The sequence below is a fragment of the Stenotrophomonas sp. X genome, from assembly GCF_055721025.1.
Genome location: NZ_CM146756.1, coordinates 1452461 through 1474060 on the forward strand (window position 1 = coordinate 1452461; position 21600 = coordinate 1474060).

The 21600-nt window shown below is 67.1% G+C and carries 22 protein-coding genes; 5 read left to right on the plus strand and 17 right to left on the minus strand.

The genetic code is table 11. The features are described from left to right. Window positions 1-186 precede the first annotated feature (186 nt). The 10 genes from phoU to ACZ75I_RS06640 all read right to left on the minus strand — a co-directional run bounded on the left by phoU (window position 187) and on the right by ACZ75I_RS06640 (window position 9708). The gene (phoU, locus tag ACZ75I_RS06595; protein WP_005415893.1) at window positions 187-894 is read right to left on the minus strand and encodes a phosphate signaling complex protein PhoU; all 708 of its coding nucleotides are present in this window, start codon (window positions 892-894) and stop codon (window positions 187-189) included. Window positions 895-970: 76 nt separating this feature from the next. After that, complete coding sequence (gene pstB / locus ACZ75I_RS06600) at window positions 971-1801, minus strand: phosphate ABC transporter ATP-binding protein PstB (RefSeq protein ID WP_049411272.1); 831 nt, start codon at window positions 1799-1801, stop codon at window positions 971-973. Between the two features lie 19 nt (window positions 1802-1820). Next, window positions 1821-2684 carry a phosphate ABC transporter permease PstA gene (gene pstA, locus ACZ75I_RS06605; RefSeq protein WP_472958849.1) on the minus strand — a complete coding sequence of 288 codons (864 nt, stop codon included), beginning with the start codon at window positions 2682-2684 and terminating at the stop codon, window positions 1821-1823. After that, window positions 2684-3652, minus strand: a complete 969-nt coding sequence (gene pstC, locus ACZ75I_RS06610) for a phosphate ABC transporter permease subunit PstC (RefSeq protein ID WP_061478538.1) — start codon at window positions 3650-3652, stop codon at window positions 2684-2686. Before pstC ends, pstA begins: the two co-directional genes overlap by 1 nt. A gap of 82 nt (window positions 3653-3734) precedes the next feature. Further along, window positions 3735-4823 (minus strand): phosphate ABC transporter substrate-binding protein PstS, encoded by a 1089-nt coding sequence (pstS, locus tag ACZ75I_RS06615; RefSeq protein ID WP_049411267.1) that lies wholly within the window; start codon window positions 4821-4823, stop codon window positions 3735-3737. Window positions 4824-5231: 408 nt separating this feature from the next. Further along, window positions 5232-6248: a phosphate ABC transporter substrate-binding protein PstS gene (gene pstS, locus ACZ75I_RS06620; RefSeq protein ID WP_005415897.1), complete on the minus strand. Its 1017-nt coding sequence runs from the start codon at window positions 6246-6248 to the stop codon at window positions 5232-5234. A gap of 222 nt (window positions 6249-6470) precedes the next feature. Continuing rightward, entirely contained in the window at window positions 6471-7682 is a 1212-nt protein-coding gene (locus tag ACZ75I_RS06625) for an OprO/OprP family phosphate-selective porin (RefSeq protein ID WP_049411264.1), read from the minus strand. A 196-nt stretch (window positions 7683-7878) separates the two neighbouring features. Further along, window positions 7879-8568, minus strand: coding sequence for an endonuclease III (gene nth / locus ACZ75I_RS06630; protein ID WP_053501078.1), 690 nt, complete (start codon window positions 8566-8568; stop codon window positions 7879-7881). Next, entirely contained in the window at window positions 8568-8921 is a 354-nt protein-coding gene (locus ACZ75I_RS06635) for a hypothetical protein (protein ID WP_061478535.1), read from the minus strand. The genes nth and ACZ75I_RS06635 overlap by 1 nt, the downstream gene beginning before the upstream one ends. 4 nt (window positions 8922-8925) lie before the next feature. After that, the gene (locus ACZ75I_RS06640; RefSeq protein ID WP_061478534.1) at window positions 8926-9708 is read right to left on the minus strand and encodes an enoyl-CoA hydratase-related protein; all 783 of its coding nucleotides are present in this window, start codon (window positions 9706-9708) and stop codon (window positions 8926-8928) included. Window positions 9709-9875: 167 nt separating this feature from the next. On the opposite strand from ACZ75I_RS06640, the gene ACZ75I_RS06645 reads away from it, so the two are divergent. The 3 genes from ACZ75I_RS06645 to ACZ75I_RS06655 all read left to right on the plus strand — a co-directional run bounded on the left by ACZ75I_RS06645 (window position 9876) and on the right by ACZ75I_RS06655 (window position 12424). After that, window positions 9876-10577, plus strand: coding sequence for an FKBP-type peptidyl-prolyl cis-trans isomerase N-terminal domain-containing protein (locus ACZ75I_RS06645; protein WP_005408797.1), 702 nt, complete (start codon window positions 9876-9878; stop codon window positions 10575-10577). A 144-nt stretch (window positions 10578-10721) separates the two neighbouring features. Next, the gene (locus tag ACZ75I_RS06650) at window positions 10722-11525 is read left to right on the plus strand and encodes a CoA pyrophosphatase (RefSeq protein ID WP_346476579.1); all 804 of its coding nucleotides are present in this window, start codon (window positions 10722-10724) and stop codon (window positions 11523-11525) included. Next, a complete protein-coding gene (locus ACZ75I_RS06655; protein ID WP_346476580.1) occupies window positions 11522-12424 on the plus strand; it encodes a sulfurtransferase in 903 nt (300 codons plus the stop codon). Before ACZ75I_RS06650 ends, ACZ75I_RS06655 begins: the two co-directional genes overlap by 4 nt. A gap of 303 nt (window positions 12425-12727) precedes the next feature. Here the strand turns inward: ACZ75I_RS06655 and ACZ75I_RS06660 are convergent, their stop codons facing one another. Then, entirely contained in the window at window positions 12728-13294 is a 567-nt protein-coding gene (locus ACZ75I_RS06660; RefSeq protein ID WP_111007601.1) for an N-acetylmuramoyl-L-alanine amidase, read from the minus strand. Between the two features lie 72 nt (window positions 13295-13366). Here ACZ75I_RS06660 and ACZ75I_RS06665 point away from each other — a divergent pair, with 72 nt between their 5' ends. After that, window positions 13367-13894: an alpha/beta hydrolase gene (locus tag ACZ75I_RS06665; protein WP_024958728.1), complete on the plus strand. Its 528-nt coding sequence runs from the start codon at window positions 13367-13369 to the stop codon at window positions 13892-13894. A gap of 145 nt (window positions 13895-14039) precedes the next feature. Then, window positions 14040-16178: a bifunctional 23S rRNA (guanine(2069)-N(7))-methyltransferase RlmK/23S rRNA (guanine(2445)-N(2))-methyltransferase RlmL gene (gene rlmKL / locus ACZ75I_RS06670; protein ID WP_061478530.1), complete on the plus strand. Its 2139-nt coding sequence runs from the start codon at window positions 14040-14042 to the stop codon at window positions 16176-16178. 71 nt (window positions 16179-16249) lie between these two features. Here rlmKL and ACZ75I_RS06675 read toward each other — a convergent pair whose 3' ends face one another. From ACZ75I_RS06675 to ACZ75I_RS06700, 6 genes are all read right to left on the minus strand, one after another. Next, complete coding sequence (locus ACZ75I_RS06675; RefSeq protein WP_472958851.1) at window positions 16250-16723, minus strand: hypothetical protein; 474 nt, start codon at window positions 16721-16723, stop codon at window positions 16250-16252. Window positions 16724-16752: 29 nt separating this feature from the next. Then, window positions 16753-17082, minus strand: coding sequence for a DUF3325 domain-containing protein (locus ACZ75I_RS06680; RefSeq protein WP_069137965.1), 330 nt, complete (start codon window positions 17080-17082; stop codon window positions 16753-16755). Beyond that, the gene (locus ACZ75I_RS06685) at window positions 17079-18716 is read right to left on the minus strand and encodes a PepSY-associated TM helix domain-containing protein (RefSeq protein ID WP_472958852.1); all 1638 of its coding nucleotides are present in this window, start codon (window positions 18714-18716) and stop codon (window positions 17079-17081) included. The genes ACZ75I_RS06680 and ACZ75I_RS06685 overlap by 4 nt, the downstream gene beginning before the upstream one ends. Continuing rightward, the gene (locus ACZ75I_RS06690) at window positions 18713-19027 is read right to left on the minus strand and encodes a DUF3649 domain-containing protein (protein WP_154350483.1); all 315 of its coding nucleotides are present in this window, start codon (window positions 19025-19027) and stop codon (window positions 18713-18715) included. The genes ACZ75I_RS06685 and ACZ75I_RS06690 overlap by 4 nt, the downstream gene beginning before the upstream one ends. A 243-nt stretch (window positions 19028-19270) precedes the next feature. Further along, complete coding sequence (locus tag ACZ75I_RS06695) at window positions 19271-20557, minus strand: DUF445 domain-containing protein (protein WP_472958853.1); 1287 nt, start codon at window positions 20555-20557, stop codon at window positions 19271-19273. 124 nt (window positions 20558-20681) lie between these two features. Further along, complete coding sequence (locus ACZ75I_RS06700; protein ID WP_472958854.1) at window positions 20682-21560, minus strand: ParB N-terminal domain-containing protein; 879 nt, start codon at window positions 21558-21560, stop codon at window positions 20682-20684. Between the last annotated feature and the right edge of the window lie 40 nt (window positions 21561-21600).

Here is a 21600-nt window from a genome sequence, read left to right on the forward strand (position 1 = left end):
CCTACTCAACGAATCCTCGCCAAGAACTCAAATTTTCGTGAGATTTGTTACAGAAGCATCCGGAAGGTCTGCGCCGGGCAAGCACGGCGCCCACAACGCGGGCGGAACACCGCAAAAAAGGAAGGCCGCTGTCACAGGACAGCGGCCACCTTGGAGTCGACTCCGGTGTTGCAGTGCAGTGCAGCGTCAGGGCTGGCCGGTGCTGGAGGTCTCGTCACGCTTCTCACGCGGTGGCAGCGGCTGCTCGCCGTGCACCAGGAACCACACGTTCTCGGCGATGTTGGTGGCGTGGTCGCCCACGCGCTCCAGGTTCTTGGCCATGAACAGCAGGTGGGTGCACGGGGTGATGTTGCGCGGGTCTTCCATCATGTAGGTGAGCAGCTCGCGGAACAGCGCCGTGTACTGGGCGTCCAGGCGGGCGTCGTCCTCGCGCAGTGCCAGTGCGGCCTCGGCATCGTTGTCGCGGTAGGCGGCGATGGCACGACGGACCTGCTGCGCGGCCAGGCGGCCGAGCGCCCGCAGGCCCTGGATCTGCGGCAGGGGCGGTACCTTGCCCAGCGCGATCGAGCGCTTGGCCACGTTCGCTGCGTAGTCACCGATGCGCTCGATGTCGGCCGGGATGCGCAGGCCTGCGAGGATCTCGCGCAGGTCGCGCGCCATCGGCCCACGCAGCGCCAGGCGCATCACGTCGTGGCTGATCTGCTGCTCCAGCGCATCGATCGCTTCGTCGTTGGCGATGATGCGATGGGCGGCGTTCTCGTCGCGCTTCTCGATCACGTCCATCGCCGCTTCGAGCTGGGCGACGGCCATCTCGCCCATGCGCACGATTTCGGCCACCAGGCGCTGCTGCTCCTCGTCGTAGCTCTTGACGATGTGGTCGTTGGGAAGGTTCATGGTTGTTCCGCTCTGTAGAGTCGAGCCATGCTCGACAGACGTTGTCTGGAGAGTCGAGCCACGCTCGACTGGGGTTTCAGCCGAAGCGACCGGTGATGTAGTCCTCGGTCTGCCGCTGCGACGGCTGCGAGAAGATCACTTCGGTGCGGTCGTGCTCGATCAGGTCGCCCAGGTACATGAAGGCGGTGTAGTCGGACACGCGCGCAGCCTGCTGCATGTTGTGGGTGACGATCACGATCGTGTACTCGTGCTTGAGTTCTTCCACCAGCTGCTCGATGCGGCTGGTCGAGATCGGGTCCAGCGCCGAGGTCGGCTCGTCCAGCAGCAGCACCGACGGGCGCAGGGCCACGGCACGGGCGATGCACAGGCGCTGCTGCTGGCCACCGGACAGGCCCAGCGCGCTCTGCCCCAGCTTGTCCTTCACTTCGTCCCACAGCGCGCCCTGGCGCAGCGCCTGCTCGACGCGGTCGGCCATGTCGGCCTTGCTCAGCTTCTCGTGGTGGCGGATGCCGTAGGCCACGTTCTCGAAAATGGTCATCGGGAACGGCACCGGCTTCTGGAACACCATGCCGACCTTGCTGCGCAGGCGGTTCATCGGGTACTTCGGCGACAGGATGTTCTCGCCGTCCAGCAGCACCTCACCGCGCGCTTCCAGCTTCGGGTACAGCGCGTAGATGCGGTTGAAGATGCGCAGGAGGGTCGATTTGCCGCAACCGGAAGGACCGATCAGCGCGGTCACGCGCTTCTCCGGGATTTCCAGGTTGATGCCCTTCAGGGCGTGGAACTTGTCGTAGTAGAAGTCCAGTCCGCGCGCGGCAAGCTTGACCGGAGCCGGGGTGTGCAGGCTCTCGTGCGAGGACGGCACGGCGATGCGCTGCATCGGCACGGCGTTGGAAAGGTCGTTCATGGCGTTATCCACGGAAAGGTCAGTCATGGGAGATACGGTTGCGCAGCAGGATGCCGCGGGCGGCAAGGCTGACCAGCAGCACGAAGACAGTCAGCACCAGGGCACCGGCCCAGGCCAGTACCTGCCAGGATTCATACGGGCTGCCGGCGAACTGGTTCATCACCACCGGCACCGAAGCCATCGGCTGGAAGATGTTGTTGTTCCAGTACTGGTTGCCGAAGGCGGTGAACAGCAGCGGAGCGGTCTCGCCGGAGATGCGGGCCAGCGCCAGCAGGATGCCGGTGATGATGCCGGCCGAGGCACTGCGGTACAGCACCTGCACGATCACCTTCCACTGCGGGATGCCCAGCGACAGGGCCGCTTCGCGCATCTGCGAGGGCACCAGGCGCAGCATTTCGTCGGTGGTGCGTACCACCACCGGCAGCACGATGAAGGCCAGCGACAGGGCGCCGGCGAATGCCGAGAAGTTGCCCCCGGTCTGCATCACGTACAGCGTGTAGACGAACAGGCCCAGCACGATGGACGGGGCCGACAGCAGGATGTCGTTGACGAAGCGGACCACGGTGCCGGCCTTGCGGGCGTTGCCATACTCGGCCAGCCAGGTACCGGCCAGCACGCCCAGCGGGGTGCCGATGCCGATGGCCAGTGCACACATCACGGCACTGCCGAAGAAGGCGTTGGCGAGGCCGCCGTCCTGCATCGGCGGCGGGGTCATCTTGGTGAACAGATCCCAGTTGATGCCGGCCAGGCCCTTGGCCGCCAGGGTGAACAGGATCCAGCCCAGGAAGAACAGGCCGAACAGGGCGGTGGCGCAGGACGCAGTGATCGCAACGACGTTGCCGATGCGGCGGCGCAGGTACAGCGAATCAGCGTTGGTGGACATCAGTTGCCCTCCTTGCGGGACAGGCGCATCAGCATCAGGCGGGCGATGGCCAGCACCACGAAAGTGACGATGAAGAGGACGAAGCCGAGCAGCAGCAGGGCCGAACGGTAGGTTTCAGTGGCTTCGCCGAAATCATTGGCGATCAGCGCGGCGATGGTGGTGCCCGGTTCCAGCAGCGACGGCGACAGGCGCACGCTGTTGCCGATCACGAAGGCCACCGCCATCGTTTCGCCCAGCGCGCGGCCCAGGCCGAGGAAGATGCCGCCGATGACCGCCGAGCGGGTGTAGGGCAGGACGATGTCCCAGCTCACTTCCCACTTGGTGGAGCCCAACGCATAGGCCGATTCCTTCAGGCGGGTGGGCACGGTCAGGAACACCTCGCGCATCACCGAGGAAATGAACGGAATGACCATGATGGCCAGCACGAAACCGGCGGTGAGCATGCCGATGCCCAGCGGCGGGCCCTGGAACATCGGGCCGATGACCGGCCATTCGCCCAGGGTCTCGTTGAGGAACGGGGTGACGTACTCGGTCATCACTGGCACCAGCACGAACAGGCCCCACATGCCGTAGATGATCGAGGGGATGCCGGCCAGCAGTTCGATGGCGGTACCGACCGGGCCACGCAGCCAGCGCGGCGCGACTTCGGTGAGGAAGAAGGCGATGCCGAAGCTGACCGGCACGGCGATGACCATCGCGATGACGGCGGTGACCAGGGTGCCGTAGATCGGAGCCAGGGCGCCGAACTTGTTTTCGACCGGATTCCAGTCGGCGGAGAAGAAGAAGCTCAGTCCCTGCATCTGCAGGGCATGGCGACCGCCCCACAGCATCGACAGCGCGGCGCAGGCCAGGGCGATCAGTACGAAGATGACGGTGCCGACCAGCACCCATCGGAACAGTTTGTCGTTGCGGGCATCACGCGTATCACGCGTGGACGGGGCGGCTACAGGCTGGGCGATGGCATTCATGGGGACGGCTGGGCCAGGAAGGGGCGGGGCGGCACGGCGTGGACCAAGCGGTGCCCGCGCGGGGCGGGCACCGTCGAGTCCATCACTTCAGGTCGGTCGCCCAGTAGGCCTCGATCTGCTTGACCAGTTCGGCCGGCAGCGGCACGTAGTGCAGCTCGTTGGCCTGGGCCTGGCCGTTCTCGAAGGCCCACTTGAAGAAGGCCAGGGTGTCCTGGTTGCGCTTGGCGTCCTTCGGCTGCTTCTGCATCAGCATGAAGTTGGTGGCGGTGATCGGCCACGCCTGCTCGCCCGGGGCGTTGGTGATGACCAGGTTGAAGTCCTTGGCGCTGGCCCAGTCGGCGCTGGCGGCCGCAGCGGCGAAGGTTTCCGCGCTCGGCTCGACCCAGTTGCCGGCGGCGTTCTGCATGGCGGTGTACGGCATGCCGTTCTGCAGGGCATAGGCCAGTTCGACGTAGCCGATCGAGCCCTTGATCTGCTTCACGTAGGACGCAACGCCTTCATTGCCCTTGCCACCGACGCCGTCCGGCCACTGCACCGAGGTGCCTTCGCCGACCTTGCTCTTCCACTCCGGGCTGACCTTGGACAGGTAGTTGGAGAAGTTGAAGGTGGTGCCCGAACCGTCCGAACGGTGGACCAGGGTGATCTTGCCGTCCGGCAGCTTCACGCCCGGGTTGGCGGCGACGATCGCCGGGTCGTTCCAGGTCTTGACCTTGCCCAGGAAGATGTCGGCCAGCAGGGCGCCGCTCAGGCGCAGCTTGCCGGCTTCCAGGCCTTCGATGTTGACCACCGGCACCACGCCGCCGATGGCCGACGGGAACTGCGCCAGGCCGGCCTGGGCCAGCTCTTCGCTGCTCAGCGGCTTGTCGGAGGAACCGAAGTCGACGGTGCCGGCCTTGATCTGGGCGATGCCGCCGCCGGAGCCGATCGACTGGTAGTTGATCTTGGCGCCGGTGCTGGCGTTGTAGTCAGCCGACCACTTGGAGACCAGCGGGAAGATGAAGGACGCGCCCGCGCCGGACACTTCGGCGGTCACCTTGGCACCGGCAGCGGCGGGGGCAGCGGCAGCGTCGGCAGCCGGCTGCTGCGCGGCCTGCTTGTCGCCTCCGCAGGCCGACAGGCCCAGGGCGATGGCCAGGGAAAGGGCGGCAAGGCCGGCCGAGTGCAGTTTCATGGTCACTCCATAGCGGGGAAGAGCCGACGTGGTCGGCGGATGCGGCTATGAAATGATGTTTTTGTTACAGCCGTATTACGACCATGACAGAGGTGTACTGGATCACGTTCTGACAAGGGTTTCACAGGGCTGGCGCCGATCCGGCCGGGGCCCGGAAACCCCGGATCTGCGCACCGATATGACTGCGGGTTGGTCCTTGCAGCGTCAATGCGCGACAGCTCCCTGCCCACGGTAGGTGCGGACCGTTGGTCCGCACGCTCCAGAGCGCAGCCGAGCGTCGGCTCGGCTCTACAGAGGCAGGTGCATCCCCGAAAACAAGAAGAGCGCGAGATCTCGAGGATCTCGCGCCCGGGTGGGAGCGGCGGGGGAGAGAGGACCCGCCGCCCCCGTTCCTGCGGGGGAACGCGCTTACTTCAGGTTCTGCGACCAGTAGGTCTCGATCTGGCGGACCAGGCTGTCCGGCAGCGGCACGTAGTCCAGCTGGCGGGCCTGGGCGTCGCCGTTCTTGTAGACCCAGCGGAAGAACTCCTGGGTCGCCTTGCCATTGGCAGCATTCTTCGGCGTCTTCTGCACCAGGATGAAGTTGGTGGCGGTGATCGGCCAGGACTCGGCGCCCGGCGCATTGGTCATCACCAGGTAGAAGTCGCGGGCGTTGGCCCAGTCGGCGCTGGCAGCGGCGGCAGCGAACGAGGTGTCGCTCGGCTGCACGAACTTGCCGGCGGCATTCTTCATCGCCGTGTAGGAGAGCTTGTTCTGCAGCGCGTAGGACAGTTCGACATAGCCGATGCCGCCCTTGATCTGCTTCACGTAGGCGGCAACACCTTCGTTGCCCTTGCCGCCGATGCCGGCCGGCCACTGCACCGAGGTGCCTTCACCGACCGAGCTCTTCCACTCCGGGCTGACCTTGGACAGGTAGTTGACGAAGTTGAAGGTGGTACCCGAGCCGTCCGAACGATGCACGACGGTGACCTTGGCGTTCGGCAGAGTCACGCCCGGGTTCAGTGCGGCGATGGCCGGGTCGTTCCAGGTCTTGATCTTGCCCAGGAAGATGTTGGCCAGCACGGCGCCGTCCAGCTTCAGGGCGCCCGGGGCGATGCCGGCCACGTTGACCACCGGCACCACGCCACCGATCACCGACGGGAACTGCGCCAGGCCTGCAGCAGCCAGGTCTTCCGGCTTCAGCGGCGCGTCGGAAGAGCCGAAATCAACGGTCTTGGCCTTGATCTGGGCAATACCGCCGCCGGAACCGATGGACTGGTAGTTGACCTTGTTGCCGGTTGCGGCGCTGTAGTCGGCCGACCACTTGGACATGACCGGGTAGATGAACGATGCACCCGCGCCGGTGATGTCGGCGGCGTTGGCGGCGAACACGGACGATGCAGCCAGGATGGCGACAGCGGCGCGCGATTTGAAGGCGTGGATCACGGGGAGACTCCTGGGGTGGTGGTTGAAGGGCGGTTGCCCGACGTTTCGGTGCACATTCCATAACGGTTGCGTGACACGTCCGCGTCTGTCATATGACGCGGGCGTGACACGCGTCATGAGGGATGTCATGTCCGCTGTGCCGGCAGGGCGGCACGCGTACCGCTGCAACGACGAAGGCACGGCCGGGGCCGTGCCTTCGCGGTTCAATGCAGGTGGCTGGACTTACCAGAAGAACTGCGCGCGGGCTTCCAGGATGTTGGGATCGTCGTTGACGAAACCGCGCGCCGTGGAGCTGTACTTCTTGCTGTCGACCATCACGTAGTTGAGCATCAGCTTGAAGTTGGAACGCAGGTACCAGTTGGCGCCCACGGTCCAGATGTCCATCTTGCCACCCAGCACGCCATCGACGATCGGCGGGCGACCGGCGACCGGATTGGCGGCGAGGTTGCCGTCATTGAGGTCCATGTGGTCGTAGCGCACGCCCAGCTGCCACTGGCCGCCGGCCGGGTTGTTCGGCAGGCCGGTGCCCGGAGTGCCGCCCTTGTAGCTCCAGGTCTCGCCGGTGACGTTCCACACGCCGCTGATGTAGTAGCCGTCGCTGGTGTAGTTGTCGTGGTCGTAGCGCTTGGCCTTGCTGGTGTAGTACTCGGCCTGGGCCTTGAACGGGCCCTGGAAGTACATCGCTTCGGCACCGATGGTGCTGACGCGGTCGGTGTCGGTCAGGTTGCCGCTGTCGACCAGGCGGGCAGTGGCGAGGTCGGCATTCGGACGCGCGCGCACGCGCAGGGTGTCGGCGTCGGCGTCGTAGTTGACGTAGCTCAGACCGAAGTGCAGGACCTGGCCTTTTTCATTGATCGGGGCCCAGGTGCCACGCGCGCCGTAGCCGCTGCCGTGGGCCAGGTTGCGGGTCAGCTCGCGGCCGAAGGCGCTGGCGGTCACCGACCAGTTGTCCTGGCCGTAGCTGTACGCGCCGCCCAGGCGGCGGGCGATGGCATAGGTATTGGTGACCGCTGCCTTGGAAATGAAATCGTTGTTCTTGGTGCTGGACAGTTCTTCCAGGCTGTTGGGCTGCTTGAACTGGCCCAGCTGCAGGAAGTGGTTGGCGTTGCCCAGCAGCTTGTACTTCACGTTGGTGTCGAGGAACTTGTCGGCCTTGGCGTCATAGCCGACCACCCACTCCACGTTGCCCGGGCCCTTGCCCTTCAGCACCAGCTCGGCGCGACGCAGTTCGAATTCGCTGTTCTTGCCGTTGCCGGCGTCGCCACCGTTGAGGTCGACCACATCGTTGTGGAACCAGTTGCCGTCGGCCTGGACCAGGCCTTCGAAGGTGATTTCCGAACCGCCGATCACGTCGATGGCGACTTCGGCGTGTGCAGCCGGCACATACAGCGCAGCAGCCACGGCCACCGTCAGGAGTTGGTGATGCAGTTTCATGGAGAGGAGCCTTGCAGGCAGGTGGGAAGATGCGCGCAGGCTAGAAGGTAAAGATTGCGTAAATGTGACAGTTCACGCGCGGCAGACATCCGCCGCAGGCCCCGTCACGGCAGGGCCTGCCATTGAAACCGCTTGCGTATGACGCCCGGATTGCGACCCGGTTGCAGTAGATCCACGCCCTGCGTGGATGCTGCCGTCACTCGGCCGTGGTCTTTTCCTTGAACCGGCACAGGTCGGCGATCACGCAGCCCGGGCAATCCGGCTTGCGCGCCTTGCACACATAACGTCCGTGCAGGATCAGCCAGTGATGCGCGTCGAGCAGGAACTCGGCCGGAATCACCTTCACCAGCTTGTCTTCCACTTCGCGCACGTTCCGGCCCGGCGCCAGTCCTGTGCGGTTGGCGACGCGGAAGATATGCGTGTCCACCGCCATCACCGGCTCGCCGAACGCGGTGTTGAGCACCACGTTGGCGGTCTTGCGCCCGACACCCGGCAGCGCTTCCAGCGCTTCGCGATCGCGCGGCACTTCACCGCCATGCTTCTCCAGCAGGATCGCGCAGGTGGCGATCACGTTCTTTGCCTTGGCGTTGAACAGCCCGATGGTGGCGATGTACTGCTTCAAGCCATCCTCGCCGAGCGCAAGGATCTTCGCCGGCGTGTTGGCGACCGGGAACAGGCGGCGCGTGGCCTTGTTGACGCCGACGTCGGTGGCCTGCGCCGACAAGGCCACCGCTACCAGCAGCTCGAACGGCGAGCTGTACTCCAGTTCGGTCTTCGGGTGCGGGTTGAGTTCGCGCAGGCGGGTGAACATCTCCACCACGTCGGCGCGTGGCATCGTGCCGCCACGCCGCGCCGGGGCGCGTGCGGTCTTCTTCGTGGTGGCCATTACTGTTCCTTGCCGCGGGCGCGGGCCTTGGCCCGGGCCAGAATCGCGGCTGCCGCAGCGGGCAGGGCGGGCTTCACGTCCGGGGCGGGTGCCGGGGTGCGGCGTGCATCGCGCTCGGCCTCGCGGCGGGCCAGGCGCACCGCACGGGCGCGGTGGCGTTCGCGTGCAGCCCAGGCCGCGCGCAGTTGCTGCTGGGCCTGGCACAGGCGTTGCGGAAGGTCGGGGTGGTCGGGCAGCAACCGGTCGTCGCCGGCACGGACGACGTAGTCCATCAGCCCGGCCTGCAGGGCGCCATCGAGATCGTCTGCCTGGACCCGGGCGAACAACTGCGCGGGGTTGGGTCGGGATGCCATGGCGTCAGCGGTTCTGGAAGGCCGGCGCGCGGCGTTGCAGGAAGGCGCTGGTGCCTTCGCGCATGTCCTCGGTGGCGAACAGCAGGCCGAACTGCGCACTTTCGTACTCCAGCCCGGCTTCCAGGCTGCATTCGCCGCCCACGTGCACCGCGTCGAGCAGGCCACGCAGGGCCAGCGGCGCCGAGCGCGCCAGCTGGCGGGCGACGTCCTGCACGCGGTCGTCCAGCGCGTCGGCCGGCACGACTTCGTTGACGATGCCCAGTTCCAGCGCACGCGCGGCGTTGATCGGCGCTCCCAGCAGGCACAGCTCCAGGGTAGCGGCGCGGCCGCACAGGCGCAGCAGGCGCTGGCTGCCGCCGAAGCCGGGGATCAGGCCGAGGTTGATTTCCGGTTGGCCGACCTTGGCGGTATCTGCGGCGATGCGCAGGTGGCAGGCCATCGCCAGTTCCAGGCCACCGCCCAGTGCGAAACCATTCACGCGTGCGATGACCGGCTTGGGCATGCGCTCGATCTGGCGCATCAGGGCCTGGCCCAGCAGCGAGAAATCACGTCCCTGAACGGCGCTGAGAGTGTTCATTTCCGCGATGTCGGCACCGGCCACGAACGCCTTGGGGCCCGCCCCGGTCAATACCACGACGCGCACTTCGGGATCGGCGGCGGCGTCCCTGAAGGCATCGGCCAGGGCCTGCAGGGTCGCGGCGTTGAGGGCATTGAGCTTGTCCGGGCGCTGGACGGTCACGGTGCGGATGGCGCCGTCGTCAGCGACAGCGATCAGGGCGTCGGCCACGGGGAAACTCCTGGAACGTTAAAAAAAAGTGATATTGAACTCTGCAAACGCAGACGGGTCATAGCCTGCATCGTGAGTAGCGGTTACACGTTGCGCCCGTTATCCTAACCCGTCGCCTCAGGGCGGCGCAGAACGTCCCTGAGTTACCACCCCTGGAGAACTGTTTGATGAAGTTGCGTTCTATCGCGGTCGCCGTCGCGGCCCTGGCCCTGACGGGCAATGCCTTCGCCCAGGACGTCTCGTCCGAAAAGGGCAAGCTGAGCTACTACTTCGGTTACGACTACGGCAACAACCTGGCGGAGCTGACCGGTCGTGGTGAGCAGCTGGACATCAACTCGGTGGTGAAGGGCCTGCAGGATGCCTACGCCAAGAAGCAGCCGGCGATCACCGCCGAGCAGCTGAAGCCGGCCGTTGAAGCGTTCCAGAAGCGCGAGCAGGGCCGTGCCCAGGCCGCCAAGGCCGAGTACGAAAAGGCGGCTGCCGAAAACAAGACCAAGAGCGACCAGTTCATCGCGGCGAACAAGGCCAAGGCCGGCGTGCAGTCCCTGCCGAGCGGCGTCCAGTACCGCGTGATCGAGGCCGGCAAGGGCGCCAAGCCGACCCAGGCCAGCACCGTGCAGCTGGAAGTGGCCGGTCCGTTCCCGTACGGCCAGCGCCCGACCGAAGCCCGCCCGGCCCAGCAGATCCCGTCGATCAAGGTCAGCGAAGTCGAAATGAAGGCCATGCGCGAGACCCTGCTGCAGATGCCGGCAGGCTCGAAGTGGGAAGTCACCCTGCCGCCGGACCAGGCCTACGGTGCCGATCCGCGCACCCCGTTCCCGCCGAACGTGGCTGTGCAGTTCGAGATCAAGCTGGTCAGCGTCAAGTAAATCGAAGCAGCAAACCAAACGCGCCGGTGACCCCACCGGCGCGTTTTTGTTTGCGCAGTGCGCGACCTGTAGCGCTGCGCCATGGGCGTCGTATCGTCCCGCGCAAATTCAGCCCGATCGCGCTACTGTTGGCGGGTGCAAACAATGGAAGAAACGGCGCGTGTTGTCGCAAGTCCCTGCATCGGAGTGTGCACGCTGGATCCGCACCGGCAATGCACCGGCTGCGGGCGGCATATCGATGAGATCGCGCGGTGGTCGTCGATGAGCAACGAGGAACGCAGCCGCATCCTGCATCGCGTGCAGCCCCTGCGCGAACAACTGCAGCAATCGCTGCGTGGCTCGCTGGCCGACCACGAACGACTTATCCGCGCGCTGCATCCCTTGGCCCAACCACCTGCGGGCGACGGCTGGAACCGCAGTGAGCTGGTCGACCTGCTGCCGCCCGGGCCTCCGGTGGAGGCTGCGGTGCTGGCCGGCATCGTGCCGCGCGCCAACGGCGCACAGGTGATCCTCACCCGTCGCACCGAAACACTGCGCACCCATGGTGGCCAGGTCGGATTCCCCGGTGGCCGCACCGAACCCGATGACCGCGACGCGCTGGCGGCCGCGCTGCGCGAGAGCCAGGAAGAAATCGCATTGGCGCCCGGCCAGGTGCAGGCGCTGGGCTATCTCGATCCCTTCGTGACGATCACCGGCTACCGGGTCACGCCGGTGGTGGCGGTGGTCGATCCGGAGTTCGTGCCGGTGCCGCAGCCCAGTGAAGTGGCCGAGGTATTCGAGGTGCCACTGGATTACCTGATGGCGCCCGACAGCCTGCGCCAGGTCGAAATCAATCATCGCGGCCGGGTTCGCCACGTCCTTGAGTATGGCTGGCCGGGCCAGCGCATCTGGGGGGCGACCGCCGCCATTCTCTACAACCTGCGTCGCCGCCTGGAGCAAGTGCAATGAAGCCGATCGATCCGCCGTGGACCACCCTGGTCGATGTCGCCACCCTTGCCGCTGCGCTGGGCGACGGCGTGCGGGTGGTCGACGCGCGCACCACCGCCAGTACCGCCGTGCGCGTGGTCGATGCGCGTGCTTCGCTGGCCGGCCCGCAGGCTGCGGGCGGCCAGTACCTGGCAGGGCATATCCCGACTGCGGTGCATGCCGATCTCAACCGTGATCTGTCCGATCTCAGCCGCGTCGGCCATGGTCGCCATCCATTGCCGGACAGCGATGCCTTTGCTGCGAAGCTGGGGCAGTGGGGCATCGGCCCCGACACCCAGGTCGTGGTCTACGATGGCAGCGACGGCAGCATGGCCGCCTCGCGCCTGTGGTGGCTGCTGCGCCTGATCGGTCACACCCGGGTGGCCGTACTCGACGGCGGCATCGCCGCGTGGCAGGCCGCCGGCCACGCGTTGGAAAGCGGCCAGGCTGGGGTGAACGCGCTGCCTGATTACCCCGGCCGTTTCGACACCACCCAGATCGCCAACGCCGATGAAATCACCGCGCGGCTGAAGCATGCACCGGGCTGGCTGGTGGACGCGCGCGCGGGTGAACGCTTCCGTGGTGAAGTGGAGCCGCTGGACCCGGTGGCCGGGCATGTGCCGGGCGCGGTCAACCGCCCGTTCGCATTGAACGTACTCGACGGCCGCCTGCGCGACGCACAGGAGCTGCGCGCCGAACTGCAGGGCGTGATCGGCAACCGCGATCCGCAGCAGGTGGTGCTGATGTGCGGTTCCGGCGTGACCGCCTGCCACCTGCTGCTGGCGATGGAAACGGCCGGCCTGAGCGGCGCACGCATCTATGCCGATTCCTGGAGTGGTTGGGTGAGCGACAGCAGCCGCCCGGTGGCGACCGGCGCCTGAGCCGCGCGGGGTCGGATCCGTTTTCCAACGGAAAACGGCTCTGACCCCATCAACCGAAAATCGGGGTCAGAGCCCGTTGCGCAGCAACGGGATCCGACCCCGTGTCGATTCGAAGGATCGCGGAGATCTGTCGAAGGCGGGGTGGGTCCGGTTGCGGGGGTGTCCGCGGCATGGATGCCGCGGCCAAGCCGCCATGGATGGCTTTACGGCGTCCCCCGCAATCGGATCCACCCCGCCATCCCTCGGAATGCCAGCTCTTGACGTTGACGTTGCCTCTGCAGGTGCAGGGCGCAGCCCTGCTGCTTACTCCAACCCCTGCAGCGGCACCTTCGCCAGCACCCGCGCCCACGGGAACAAGGGCCCCGGATCGCGCTTGCGTGCCACCCTCAGCGTCGGATCATCGCTGGCCGGCACCTGCTCCAGATCCAGCTGGTCGTGCCCGGCAATCCGCCGCAGCGACGGATAGCGCGCCACCAGCGCCAGCAGCAGCCGCTCCAGCGCTTCCAGCTGTGGCTCGGTGTAGGCCTCGTCCATCGCCTGGTGGCGGCTGTCGAACCAGTCCGGATAGCGCCCGCGGTTGACCAGCTCGATGCCCAGCGTATGCGCGTTCATGCCGCGCACGTGATGGGCCACGCGTTCCGGCGCCACGTACTGCACCACGCTGCCATCGCGGTCGATGTAGAAGTGCCCGCTGTTGCCGGCGCCGCTGTCGTACAGCACGCGCTCGCCGTACTCGCGGGCCATCGCCAGATCGGGCAGCTCGGTGCAGTGGATCACCACCATTTCCAGCGAGGCGGGATCCCGCAGCGGCAGTCGGTCGTGATAGGGCAGGGGCTGCAGCTGCAGGCCGGGCAGGAGCGGGTTGGGCATCCGGCGATGCTAGCATTGCGGCATGAACCTGCCTTCCCTTTCCTCGCCGGCCCGCGCCCACGGAGCACGCGCATGAGCCGCGGCCACTGCATCCTCTCCCATGGCTTCGAGAGCGGCCCGGAGGCGACCAAGGTCACCGCGCTGGCCGAGGTGGCGCAACGCCTGGGCTGGACCCACGAGCGCCCCGACTACACCGACCTGGACGCGATGAGCGAGGTCAGCCGGGTGGGCGACGTGCCGACCCGCCTGCGCCGTCTGGTTGAACGCGCCGCCATCGCGGCCCGTCAGGGGCCGGTGGTGCTGGCCGGCTCCAGCCTGGGCGCCTACATCTCCGCCATCGCCTCGCTGCAGGTGCCGGTAGCCGGCCTGTTCCTGATGGTGCCACCGACCACCATGGGCCCGATGCCGGCGCTGGACGCCGCTGCGGTGCCGACCACGGTGGTGCAGGCCTGGCATGACGATGTGGTACCGGCTGCCGGCGTGATTGCCTGGGCGCAGGCGCGTTCGGCGCAGTTGCTGCTGGTTGACGACGGTCACCGCCTGGAGCGCCACGTGGAGGCCTCCGCGCAGGCCTTCGAGCGCCTGCTGCGGCAACTGTGAAGCCAGGGCGCACGGCGCGCCCGCCCGCATTGACTACAATGGCAGCCCCGCCGCCCCCGGCGCGGGCCTGCCGGCCGTGCCTACGGCCCTCCTTTCCGACCGGCCCGGCCCCTGTGCCGCGCCCGACCACCTGCGAACCGATCCCGTGAAATTCTTCGTCTCCTGCGCCAAGGGCCTGGAATACCTGCTTGCCGATGAACTGTCGGCCCTGGGCCTTGGCAAGGCCACCGCCACCATTGCCGGCGTCAACGCCGACGGCGAACTGGCGCAGGCGCTGCGGATCGTGATGTGGTCGCGCCTGGCCAGCCGGGTGCTGTGGCCGATCGACGAGTTCGACTGCCCGGACGAGCAGGCCCTGTATGACGGCGTGCGTGCACTGCCGTGGCACGAGCACATCTCGCCGGAGATGACCCTGGCGGTGGATGCGCACGTGTCCGGCGACAAGATCACCCATGCACGCTTTGCCGCGCAGCGGATCAAGGATGCGATCGTCGACCGCATGCGCGACGAAGGCCTGGAGCGGCCCTCGGTCAATACCGATCTGCCCGACGTGCGCGTCAACCTCTCGCTGCGCAAGGGCCGCGCCTCGCTGTCGATCGACCTCGGCGGTGGCCCGCTGCATCGCCGCGGCTGGCGCGGTGCCGCCCACGAGGCGCCGCTGAAGGAAAACCTGGCCGCCGCGCTGCTGCTGCGCGCGCAATGGCCGCGCCTGCATGCCGCCGGCGGTGGGCTGCTGGACCCGATGTGTGGCAGCGGCACGCTGCTGATCGAAGGCGCGCTGATGGCCGCCGACGTTGCTCCAGGCCTGATGCGGCATGGCAGCCTGCCGCCGAGCCGTTGGCTGGGCTTCGACAAGGCGGCCTGGAAGTCCATCCAGAGCGAAGCACGTGAGCGCGAAGCGGCCGGCCTGGCCGCGCTGAAGCCGGTCATCCACGGCAGCGACATCGACCCGGCTGCGATCCAGGCGGCCCGCGAGAATGCCGAGGTCGCCGGCGTCGCCCACGCGATCCGTTTCACCCGCGCCGATGTCGCCGACCTGGCCGCGCCGGAACAGGAGATCGGTGCGGTGGTCTGCAACCCGCCGTACGACGAGCGCCTGGCCGCCGATCCGGCGTTGTATCGTGCACTGGGCAATGCCTTGCAGAAGGCGGTGCCGCAGTGGCGCGCCAGCCTGCTGTGTGGCAATGACGAACTGGCCTTTGCCACCGGCCTGCGCGCCAGCAAGAAGTACCAGATGTTCAACGGTGCGCTGGAATGCGCGCTGATCGTCTGCGATCCGATCGCTGTGCCAGGCCGTGATCCGGCACAGCCCCGCGAGCTGAGCGAAGGCGCGCAGATGGTGGCCAACCGCCTGCGCAAGAACCTGAAGAAGTTCAAGAGCTGGCGTGCCCGCGAGGACATCACCTGCTTCCGCGCCTACGACGCCGACCTGCCGGAGTACGCGGCGGCCATCGACGTCTACGAGGAAGAGGGTGGCAGGCGGCGTACCTTCCTGCATGTGCAGGAATATGCGGCACCGGCGGCGATTCCCGAGAACGACGTGCGCCGCCGCCGCAATGAGCTGCTGGCCGCCGCGCGCGAAGTATTCGGCGTGCCGCCGGAGCAGGTGTCGATGAAATCGCGCGAGCGCGGCAAGGGCGGCAGCAAGTACGGCCGCTTCGAGCAGCGCGACGAGTTCATCGTGGTGCGAGAGAACAACGCGCTGCTGCAGGTGAACCTGTTCGACTACCTCGATACCGGCCTGTTCCTTGACCACCGCCCGCTGCGCCGGATGATGGCCGAGCAGGTGCGTGGCAAGCGTTTCCTGAACCTGTTCTGCTACACCGGCGTGGCCAGCGTGCAGGCCGCCGTGGCGGGTGCCGCCAGCACGACCAGCGTCGACCTGTCGGCTACCTACCTGCAATGGTGCTACGACAACCTGGCGTTGAACGGACAGGGGGGCAACCAGCACCTGCTGGTCCAGGCCGACGCGATGGCCTGGCTGGAAGGCGACCGTGGCCAGTACGACGTGATCTTCTGTGACCCGCCGACTTTCTCCAACTCCGCACGCGCCGATGACTTCGACGTGCAGCGCGAACAACTGAAGCTGCTGCGTGCGGCGGTGGCGCGGCTGGCACCGGGTGGCGTGCTGTACTTCTCCAACAACTTCCGCCGCTTCAAGCTGGAAGAGAACGCCATCGCCGAGTTCGCCCAGTGCCGCGAGATCACCGCACGCACGATTGGTCCGGACTTCGAGCGCAACGCGCGCATCCACCGCGCGTGGGAACTGAAGCGGTTGGGGTAAGCCCGGTAGTGCCGGCCGCTGGCCGGCATTACCGCATCTGGTCCGTAGATCCACGCCATGCGTGGATCGGCCTAAAGCACCAACAATCGCCCCAGCGCATGGGCCAGGGGCCAATGGCCCTGTTCGTACAGCGCAAGCACAGGCTCCCAGTGTGCCGGCAGGCCGAGATGCATCTCCAGCAGGCGTTGCCGGAAGGCGAACATCGCCCCATCGCGCGCCACCAGCTGCAGGTCATGTGCACCCCAGCGCAGTGCCGGCAGATCCAGTGCCGAAAGCGCGCGCATCAACGTGCGGTTGAGTTCGCGTCGGGCGTCGGCGAGTTCGGCGGGATGGGGCAGGGCGCCGTGAAACGGATCCGAATCGCCCAGTGTCGTGGGCATCCATTCGAAACCATCGGTATCGATGGTCCGCAGTGCTTCGGCCAGCGACCGAACGGCGACGACGCCGGCCGTTATGGGCAGTGTTTCACCCAACCGGGAAAAAAAGCCGATTCCAGACATCCGCTGCAGCATGCTATCCATACGGGCATTGTAGATCCACGCCATGCGAGGATGCCGCTGTCCCCGTCCTGCGGCTACAGCAATTCCAGCACCAACCCCAGCACCGGCAGCGCGATCGCCAGCGGCGCAATCCATGTTGGACGATACGGATACAACCCGAACGACAGCGTCACGCCGGCCAGGGTCATTGCCCCCAGCCACAGCACCGGGCCCATCGCCCAGCCTTGGTCGGCCACGCACAGTGCGAACGCCGCCGCCAGCAGCGCCCAGCCCAGCACCCGCCACTGCATCCGCCGTGCGGGTGCGGCCGCGGCCTTGCCATGCAGGTCGTGCTGGTGCTTTTCCATCGACAGCGACAGCGTGGTGAACGCAGAGAACGACAGCGCCAGTGCCAGCAGCATCATGCGCTGGCCTCCGCTTCGGCCGCTTCTGCAGTGTTCACCGATGCCTTCGGCGCAGCCGCAGCGGCCGCACGTTTCTTCTTCTCGGCCGCACTCAGCGGTGGCGTCCAGCGCTGCATGCGCCAGCCGCACAGCGCCAGCATCGCGCCGAACGCGATCATCGAAAGATCGACGCCGGCCAGTACCCAGTCGCCGCTGCGCAGTGTGACCCCGAGGTGGGCATGGGTGGTCACTGCATTGACCACCGGGACCAGCGCGAACGCGGCCGCACCCAGATAGAGCTGCCACGCCCACATCATCCGCTTCGGCCAGATGAAGGCGGCCAGCAGCGCGCCGCCCCAGGCGTAGAAGAACACGTTGGCCTCGGCACTGGAGCGCTCGGCGATCTGCAGCGGCAGCAGGCGGTTGCCCCAGAAGTACGCCGCGAAGGCGATCGGCAGGCCGGCCACGGTGCCGATGTTCAGCGCATCGACCAGGCGCAGGCCGAATCCGGTACGCCCGTTCCTGGCATGCCTGGGACGCTCCTTCACCGCCCACAGCACCACGCCGCTGGCGACCATCAGGCAGCCGACCAGGCCGGACAGGAAGAACAGTGCGCGCAGGCCCCAGTCGGCGAAGCGCGCCAGGTGCAGGCCATACAGCACGCCACGGGTGGCGGTGGCGCCGCCGGACGGCGGCGTCTCTTCCAGCAGCGCACCGTTGACCATGTTGTAGCGCAGCGCCGGGGTGTCGGTGGACAAACGCCTGCCGTCGCGTTGGCGGATGTCGATCACCGCATTGGCAGCGCCCGGGTTGGACACGGTGAAGCCGGCCACTTCCACGCCGTGCCAGTGTGCACGCGCGCTGTCCAGCAGCTGTGCGATCGGCAGCGGCGTGGCGCGGCCTTGTGCCGGCGCGGTCACCTCTGGCATGCCGCCGAAGGCTTCGCTGAAGAACTTGTCCTCGTCCTGCGGGTAGGCAACTTTCACCCCCCACGGCAGGTACATGATCATCAGAGTGACGATGCCGGTGTAGGTGATCATCGCGTGGTACGGCAGGGCCATCACCGCGCTGACGTTGTGGAAATCCAGCCAGGACCGCAGGCCCTTGTCCTTGCGGAAGGTGAAGAAGTCCTTGAAGATTTTCTTGTGGGTGATGACGCCGGTGATGATCGCCACCAGCATGAACATCGCGCAGAACCCGACCAGGTAGCGCGCCCAGTACACCGGGATGTAGTGCAGGTCGAAGTGCAGGCGGTAGAAGAAGTCGCCGCCACGCGTCTCGCGCGCCTTCAATGCCTGGCCGGTGTTCGGGTCGAGCGTGGCGTCGCCGAAGCCACCGCGACGGCCACGACTGGGGTCAGCCAGTTCCGGTGGCAGCCGCCAGAACAGCTGCATGGCCGGGTTGCGCGGCTGCGGCAGGGTGACGAACCAGTTCTCGGCGTGGCTCGCATTGGCCTGCAGGTAGGCCACCGCGCGCTGCGCGGCCACGTCGATGCTGACGTTGCTGGACGGCAGCTCCGGGCGCATCCAGCGACTGATTTCCTCGCGGTAGTAGCTGGCCGTGCCGGCCATGAAGATCAGCAGCAGCAACCAGCCGACCAGCAGGCCCGTCCAGGTATGCAGCCAGGCCATCGACTGGCGGAATCCGTTCTTCATGCCCAGGCTCCCAACAGGCGTGCGACCGCCGCCATCAGCAGGGCGGGGGCGAGGATGCCGACCCAGGCCCGCAGCGCGCTGCGGGTGGCAAAGGCCCACAGCGCCGCGCAGGCAGCCACCAGAATGGCCAGCAGCATGCCGGTCAGCACGGTCTGGCCGCGCGCGCCGGGCAACGCCACCGCGCAGAACACGCTGGTCATCGAGGCCAGCGCATAGCCGCCGAAAATCGCGGCCAAAGCGCGTGACAGCACGCCCCAGCGCGGGTTGGAGAACAAGGTGCGGGGGCTGGCGGGGGGGGGCGAGCGGTCCACGGCGTTCCTGAGGTAGGAGAAGGGATGGAACGCGTCCGCGGCCCCCTTGCGCCCTGCGCATGTCGCCCAGCGTGTCCCATCGACGAAGCACTGCCCGCGCAGACGGGCAGCCCAGAAGTCGGGGCAGTACACGGGCGATGGGCACGTCTTCGTGCCCGTTTGGCTAAGCGTACAACCGATCAGTAAATGATATGTATTCGCATTTTATGAATCAAGCGTGCTGATCGTGGGCGTTGGCCGGGGCTAGAACCTGAACACCACGGTTGCCGCATGCAACAGCAGGCCGATCAACCCGCCCACCAGGGTGCCGTTGAAGCGGATGAACTGCAGGTCGCGACCCACGCTCAGTTCCAGTTGCTCGACCAGGTGCCGCTCGTCCCAGCCCTTCACGGTCTGCGCGATATGCGTGGTCACGCCCTCGCGCAGGCGCCCGGTCAGGCGCTGCGCACCTTCCAGCAGGTGCTGGTTGAGGGCCTCGCGCAGGGCCGGGTCGGCCTGCAGGCTGCTGCCCAGCGACGCCAGGCTGCGCTGCAGGTGGCCGACCAGTGCCGAGTCCTCGCGTTGCAGGTCGGCGCGCAGGCTGGCATGGATGCGCGCCCACAGCCCCTGAACGTAGTCCTGCAGGGCGGGGTGGTCGATCAGGTCCTGCTTGAGCTGTTCGATGCGCTCGGCCAGCGCCGGGTCTTCGCGCAGGCGCTGCACGTAGTTCTGCAGCCAGGTCTCATAGTCCTGGCGCAGCGGATGCTGCGGCTCGGCCAGCACCTGTTGCAGTTCTTCCAGTACCGCCCGCGCCAGGCGCTCGGCCAGGCTGTCGCCGATCTCGTCGATCGGCTTGACCCAGTTCACCGTGCTCGACAGCGTCGGCCATTCGCGCTGGATGTAGCGCACGATCAGCTGCGAGGCGCGTTCCTTCACCTCCGGCTGCTCCAGCCAGCGCCCCAGCCGCTGCAGGCCCTCGTCCAGCACGCGCTGGTGGCGTCCATCGGCGGTCAGCAGGGCCAGCAGTTCACCGGCGGTGGCAGCGGCATTCCACTGCCGCAGCTGCTGCACCACGAAGGCGTGCAGTTGCCGGCGTACCGCGGTTTCGTCGAAGAAATCCAGTGCCTGCAGCGCCCAGCTGCGGGCCATGTCGGCCAGCATCCGCGAGCGTGCCGGGTCGGACAGCCAGCTGCCGAGACGGCTGGCCGGATCGAACACCTGCAGCTTGGCCAGCAGCACACCTGGTTCCAGGAACTGGTCGCGCACGAACAGCGCCAGGCTGTCGCCGATGCGTTCCTTGCTGCGCGGGATGATCGCGGTGTGTGGAATCGGCAGGCCCATTGGCCGCCGGAACAGCGCAACGACCGCGAACCAGTCGGCCAGCGCGCCGACCGCAGCGGCCTCGCAGAAGGCCGAAACCCAGGCCCAGATGCCGCGTTCGCCGTGCCAATGGCTGACCGCGAATCCGGCCAGCATCAACAGCAGCAGGCCCAGTGCGAGGGCTTTCAGGCGCCGCAGCTGGGCGCGGCGCGGATCGTGGGCAGGCGTCATTGCACGAGTCTAACCGCAGCCCGGTGATGCCTGCCTGTAGAGCCGAGCCCATGCTCGGCTGCCTTGCGTGCGGCAAACCGCAGCCGGGCATGGGCCCGGCTCTACATGAGAGGTTCGCGCGTTTTTAAAGCGCTTCCAGTTGCTTGCGCAGCGCGGCCAGCTGGGCGCGCAGGGTGTCGTTCTCGCGGGTCAACGCGACCACGCGGCGGCGCAGGGCCGGGGCATCCTCGCCCAGCTGTTCCAGCGCCAACAGCACTTCGGCGTCGCGGCTGGCGATCTCGTCCTCGCTGGGCTCCTCGAAGTCCATCTCGGCCGCGTCCGGCTTCGGCGCGCGCGGCTTGCGCTTGGATTCGCGCACGCGCTTGGCCGCCTGCTTCAGCTCGTCCTTGCCACCGGCGGCGGCAGCGCGCTGCTCCTCTTCGGGCAGGTCGGCCACGGCCGCAGCGGCGCTGATCGAAATCACGCCGGCCTTCACTGCCTCCACCACTTCGGGTGCAGCCTGGGCGTGGATGCGCTCGATCATGCCGACCTGGCTGGTACTCAGCTTGGCTTCGCGGGCCAGCTCGGCGCGGCTGAGCTTCGGTGCCGGCTCCCACGGCGGGCTGTCCTCGCCGGCCTCATCGGAGATTTCGGCGGTACCGTCGCTCTCGCGCTGCAGCTGCGCCTGCTCGACCTGCTTGCGGGCGGCCAGGATGTCGCGCTTGCGCAGCGCCAGCACACCGCGCTGGAAGTCGGACACGCTGCGGCGGCCCAGATGCTGCTCGATCATCCACAGGTGCACGTCTTCCATGCTCTGGAAGCGCGTGTTCTGCACGGTGTTGAAGGGCAGGCCATGCTTCTGGCAGATGCCGAAACGGTTGTGACCATCGACCAGCACATTACCCCACAGCACCAGCGCATCGCGGCAGCCTTCGGCCAGGATGCTGCGCTCCAGCGCGTCATGTTCGTCCGCGGTCAGCGGGTCGATGTAGGCCTTGAGTTCTTCTTTGACGACGATATCCATGGGCACGGCAACGAGCAGGAGCGGAACCGCCCATTGTACC

Excerpts from the sequence above, each read along its gene's own strand:
- phoU (WP_005415893.1), bottom strand. The coding sequence starts at position 894 with ATGAACCTTCCCAACGACCACATCGTCAAGAGCTACGACGAGGAGCAG.
- pstB (WP_049411272.1), bottom strand. The coding sequence starts at position 1,801 with ATGAACGACCTTTCCAACGCCGTGCCGATGCAGCGCATCGCCGTGCCG.
- pstA (WP_472958849.1), bottom strand. The coding sequence starts at position 2,684 with ATGTCCACCAACGCTGATTCGCTGTACCTGCGCCGCCGCATCGGCAAC.
- pstC (WP_061478538.1), bottom strand. The coding sequence starts at position 3,652 with ATGAATGCCATCGCCCAGCCTGTAGCCGCCCCGTCCACGCGTGATACG.
- pstS (WP_049411267.1), bottom strand. The coding sequence starts at position 4,823 with ATGAAACTGCACTCGGCCGGCCTTGCCGCCCTTTCCCTGGCCATCGCC.
- ACZ75I_RS06625 (WP_049411264.1), bottom strand. The coding sequence starts at position 7,682 with ATGAAACTGCATCACCAACTCCTGACGGTGGCCGTGGCTGCTGCGCTG.
- nth (WP_053501078.1), bottom strand. The coding sequence starts at position 8,568 with ATGGCCACCACGAAGAAGACCGCACGCGCCCCGGCGCGGCGTGGCGGC.
- ACZ75I_RS06635 (WP_061478535.1), bottom strand. The coding sequence starts at position 8,921 with ATGGCATCCCGACCCAACCCCGCGCAGTTGTTCGCCCGGGTCCAGGCA.
- ACZ75I_RS06645 (WP_005408797.1), top strand. The coding sequence starts at position 9,876 with ATGAAGTTGCGTTCTATCGCGGTCGCCGTCGCGGCCCTGGCCCTGACG.
- ACZ75I_RS06650 (WP_346476579.1), top strand. The coding sequence starts at position 10,722 with ATGGAAGAAACGGCGCGTGTTGTCGCAAGTCCCTGCATCGGAGTGTGC.
- ACZ75I_RS06655 (WP_346476580.1), top strand. The coding sequence starts at position 11,522 with ATGAAGCCGATCGATCCGCCGTGGACCACCCTGGTCGATGTCGCCACC.
- ACZ75I_RS06660 (WP_111007601.1), bottom strand. The coding sequence starts at position 13,294 with ATGCCCAACCCGCTCCTGCCCGGCCTGCAGCTGCAGCCCCTGCCCTAT.
- ACZ75I_RS06665 (WP_024958728.1), top strand. The coding sequence starts at position 13,367 with ATGAGCCGCGGCCACTGCATCCTCTCCCATGGCTTCGAGAGCGGCCCG.
- ACZ75I_RS06675 (WP_472958851.1), bottom strand. The coding sequence starts at position 16,723 with ATGGCGTGGATCTACAATGCCCGTATGGATAGCATGCTGCAGCGGATG.
- ACZ75I_RS06680 (WP_069137965.1), bottom strand. The coding sequence starts at position 17,082 with ATGATGCTGCTGGCACTGGCGCTGTCGTTCTCTGCGTTCACCACGCTG.
- ACZ75I_RS06685 (WP_472958852.1), bottom strand. The coding sequence starts at position 18,716 with ATGAAGAACGGATTCCGCCAGTCGATGGCCTGGCTGCATACCTGGACG.
- ACZ75I_RS06695 (WP_472958853.1), bottom strand. The coding sequence starts at position 20,557 with ATGACGCCTGCCCACGATCCGCGCCGCGCCCAGCTGCGGCGCCTGAAA.
- ACZ75I_RS06700 (WP_472958854.1), bottom strand. The coding sequence starts at position 21,560 with ATGGATATCGTCGTCAAAGAAGAACTCAAGGCCTACATCGACCCGCTG.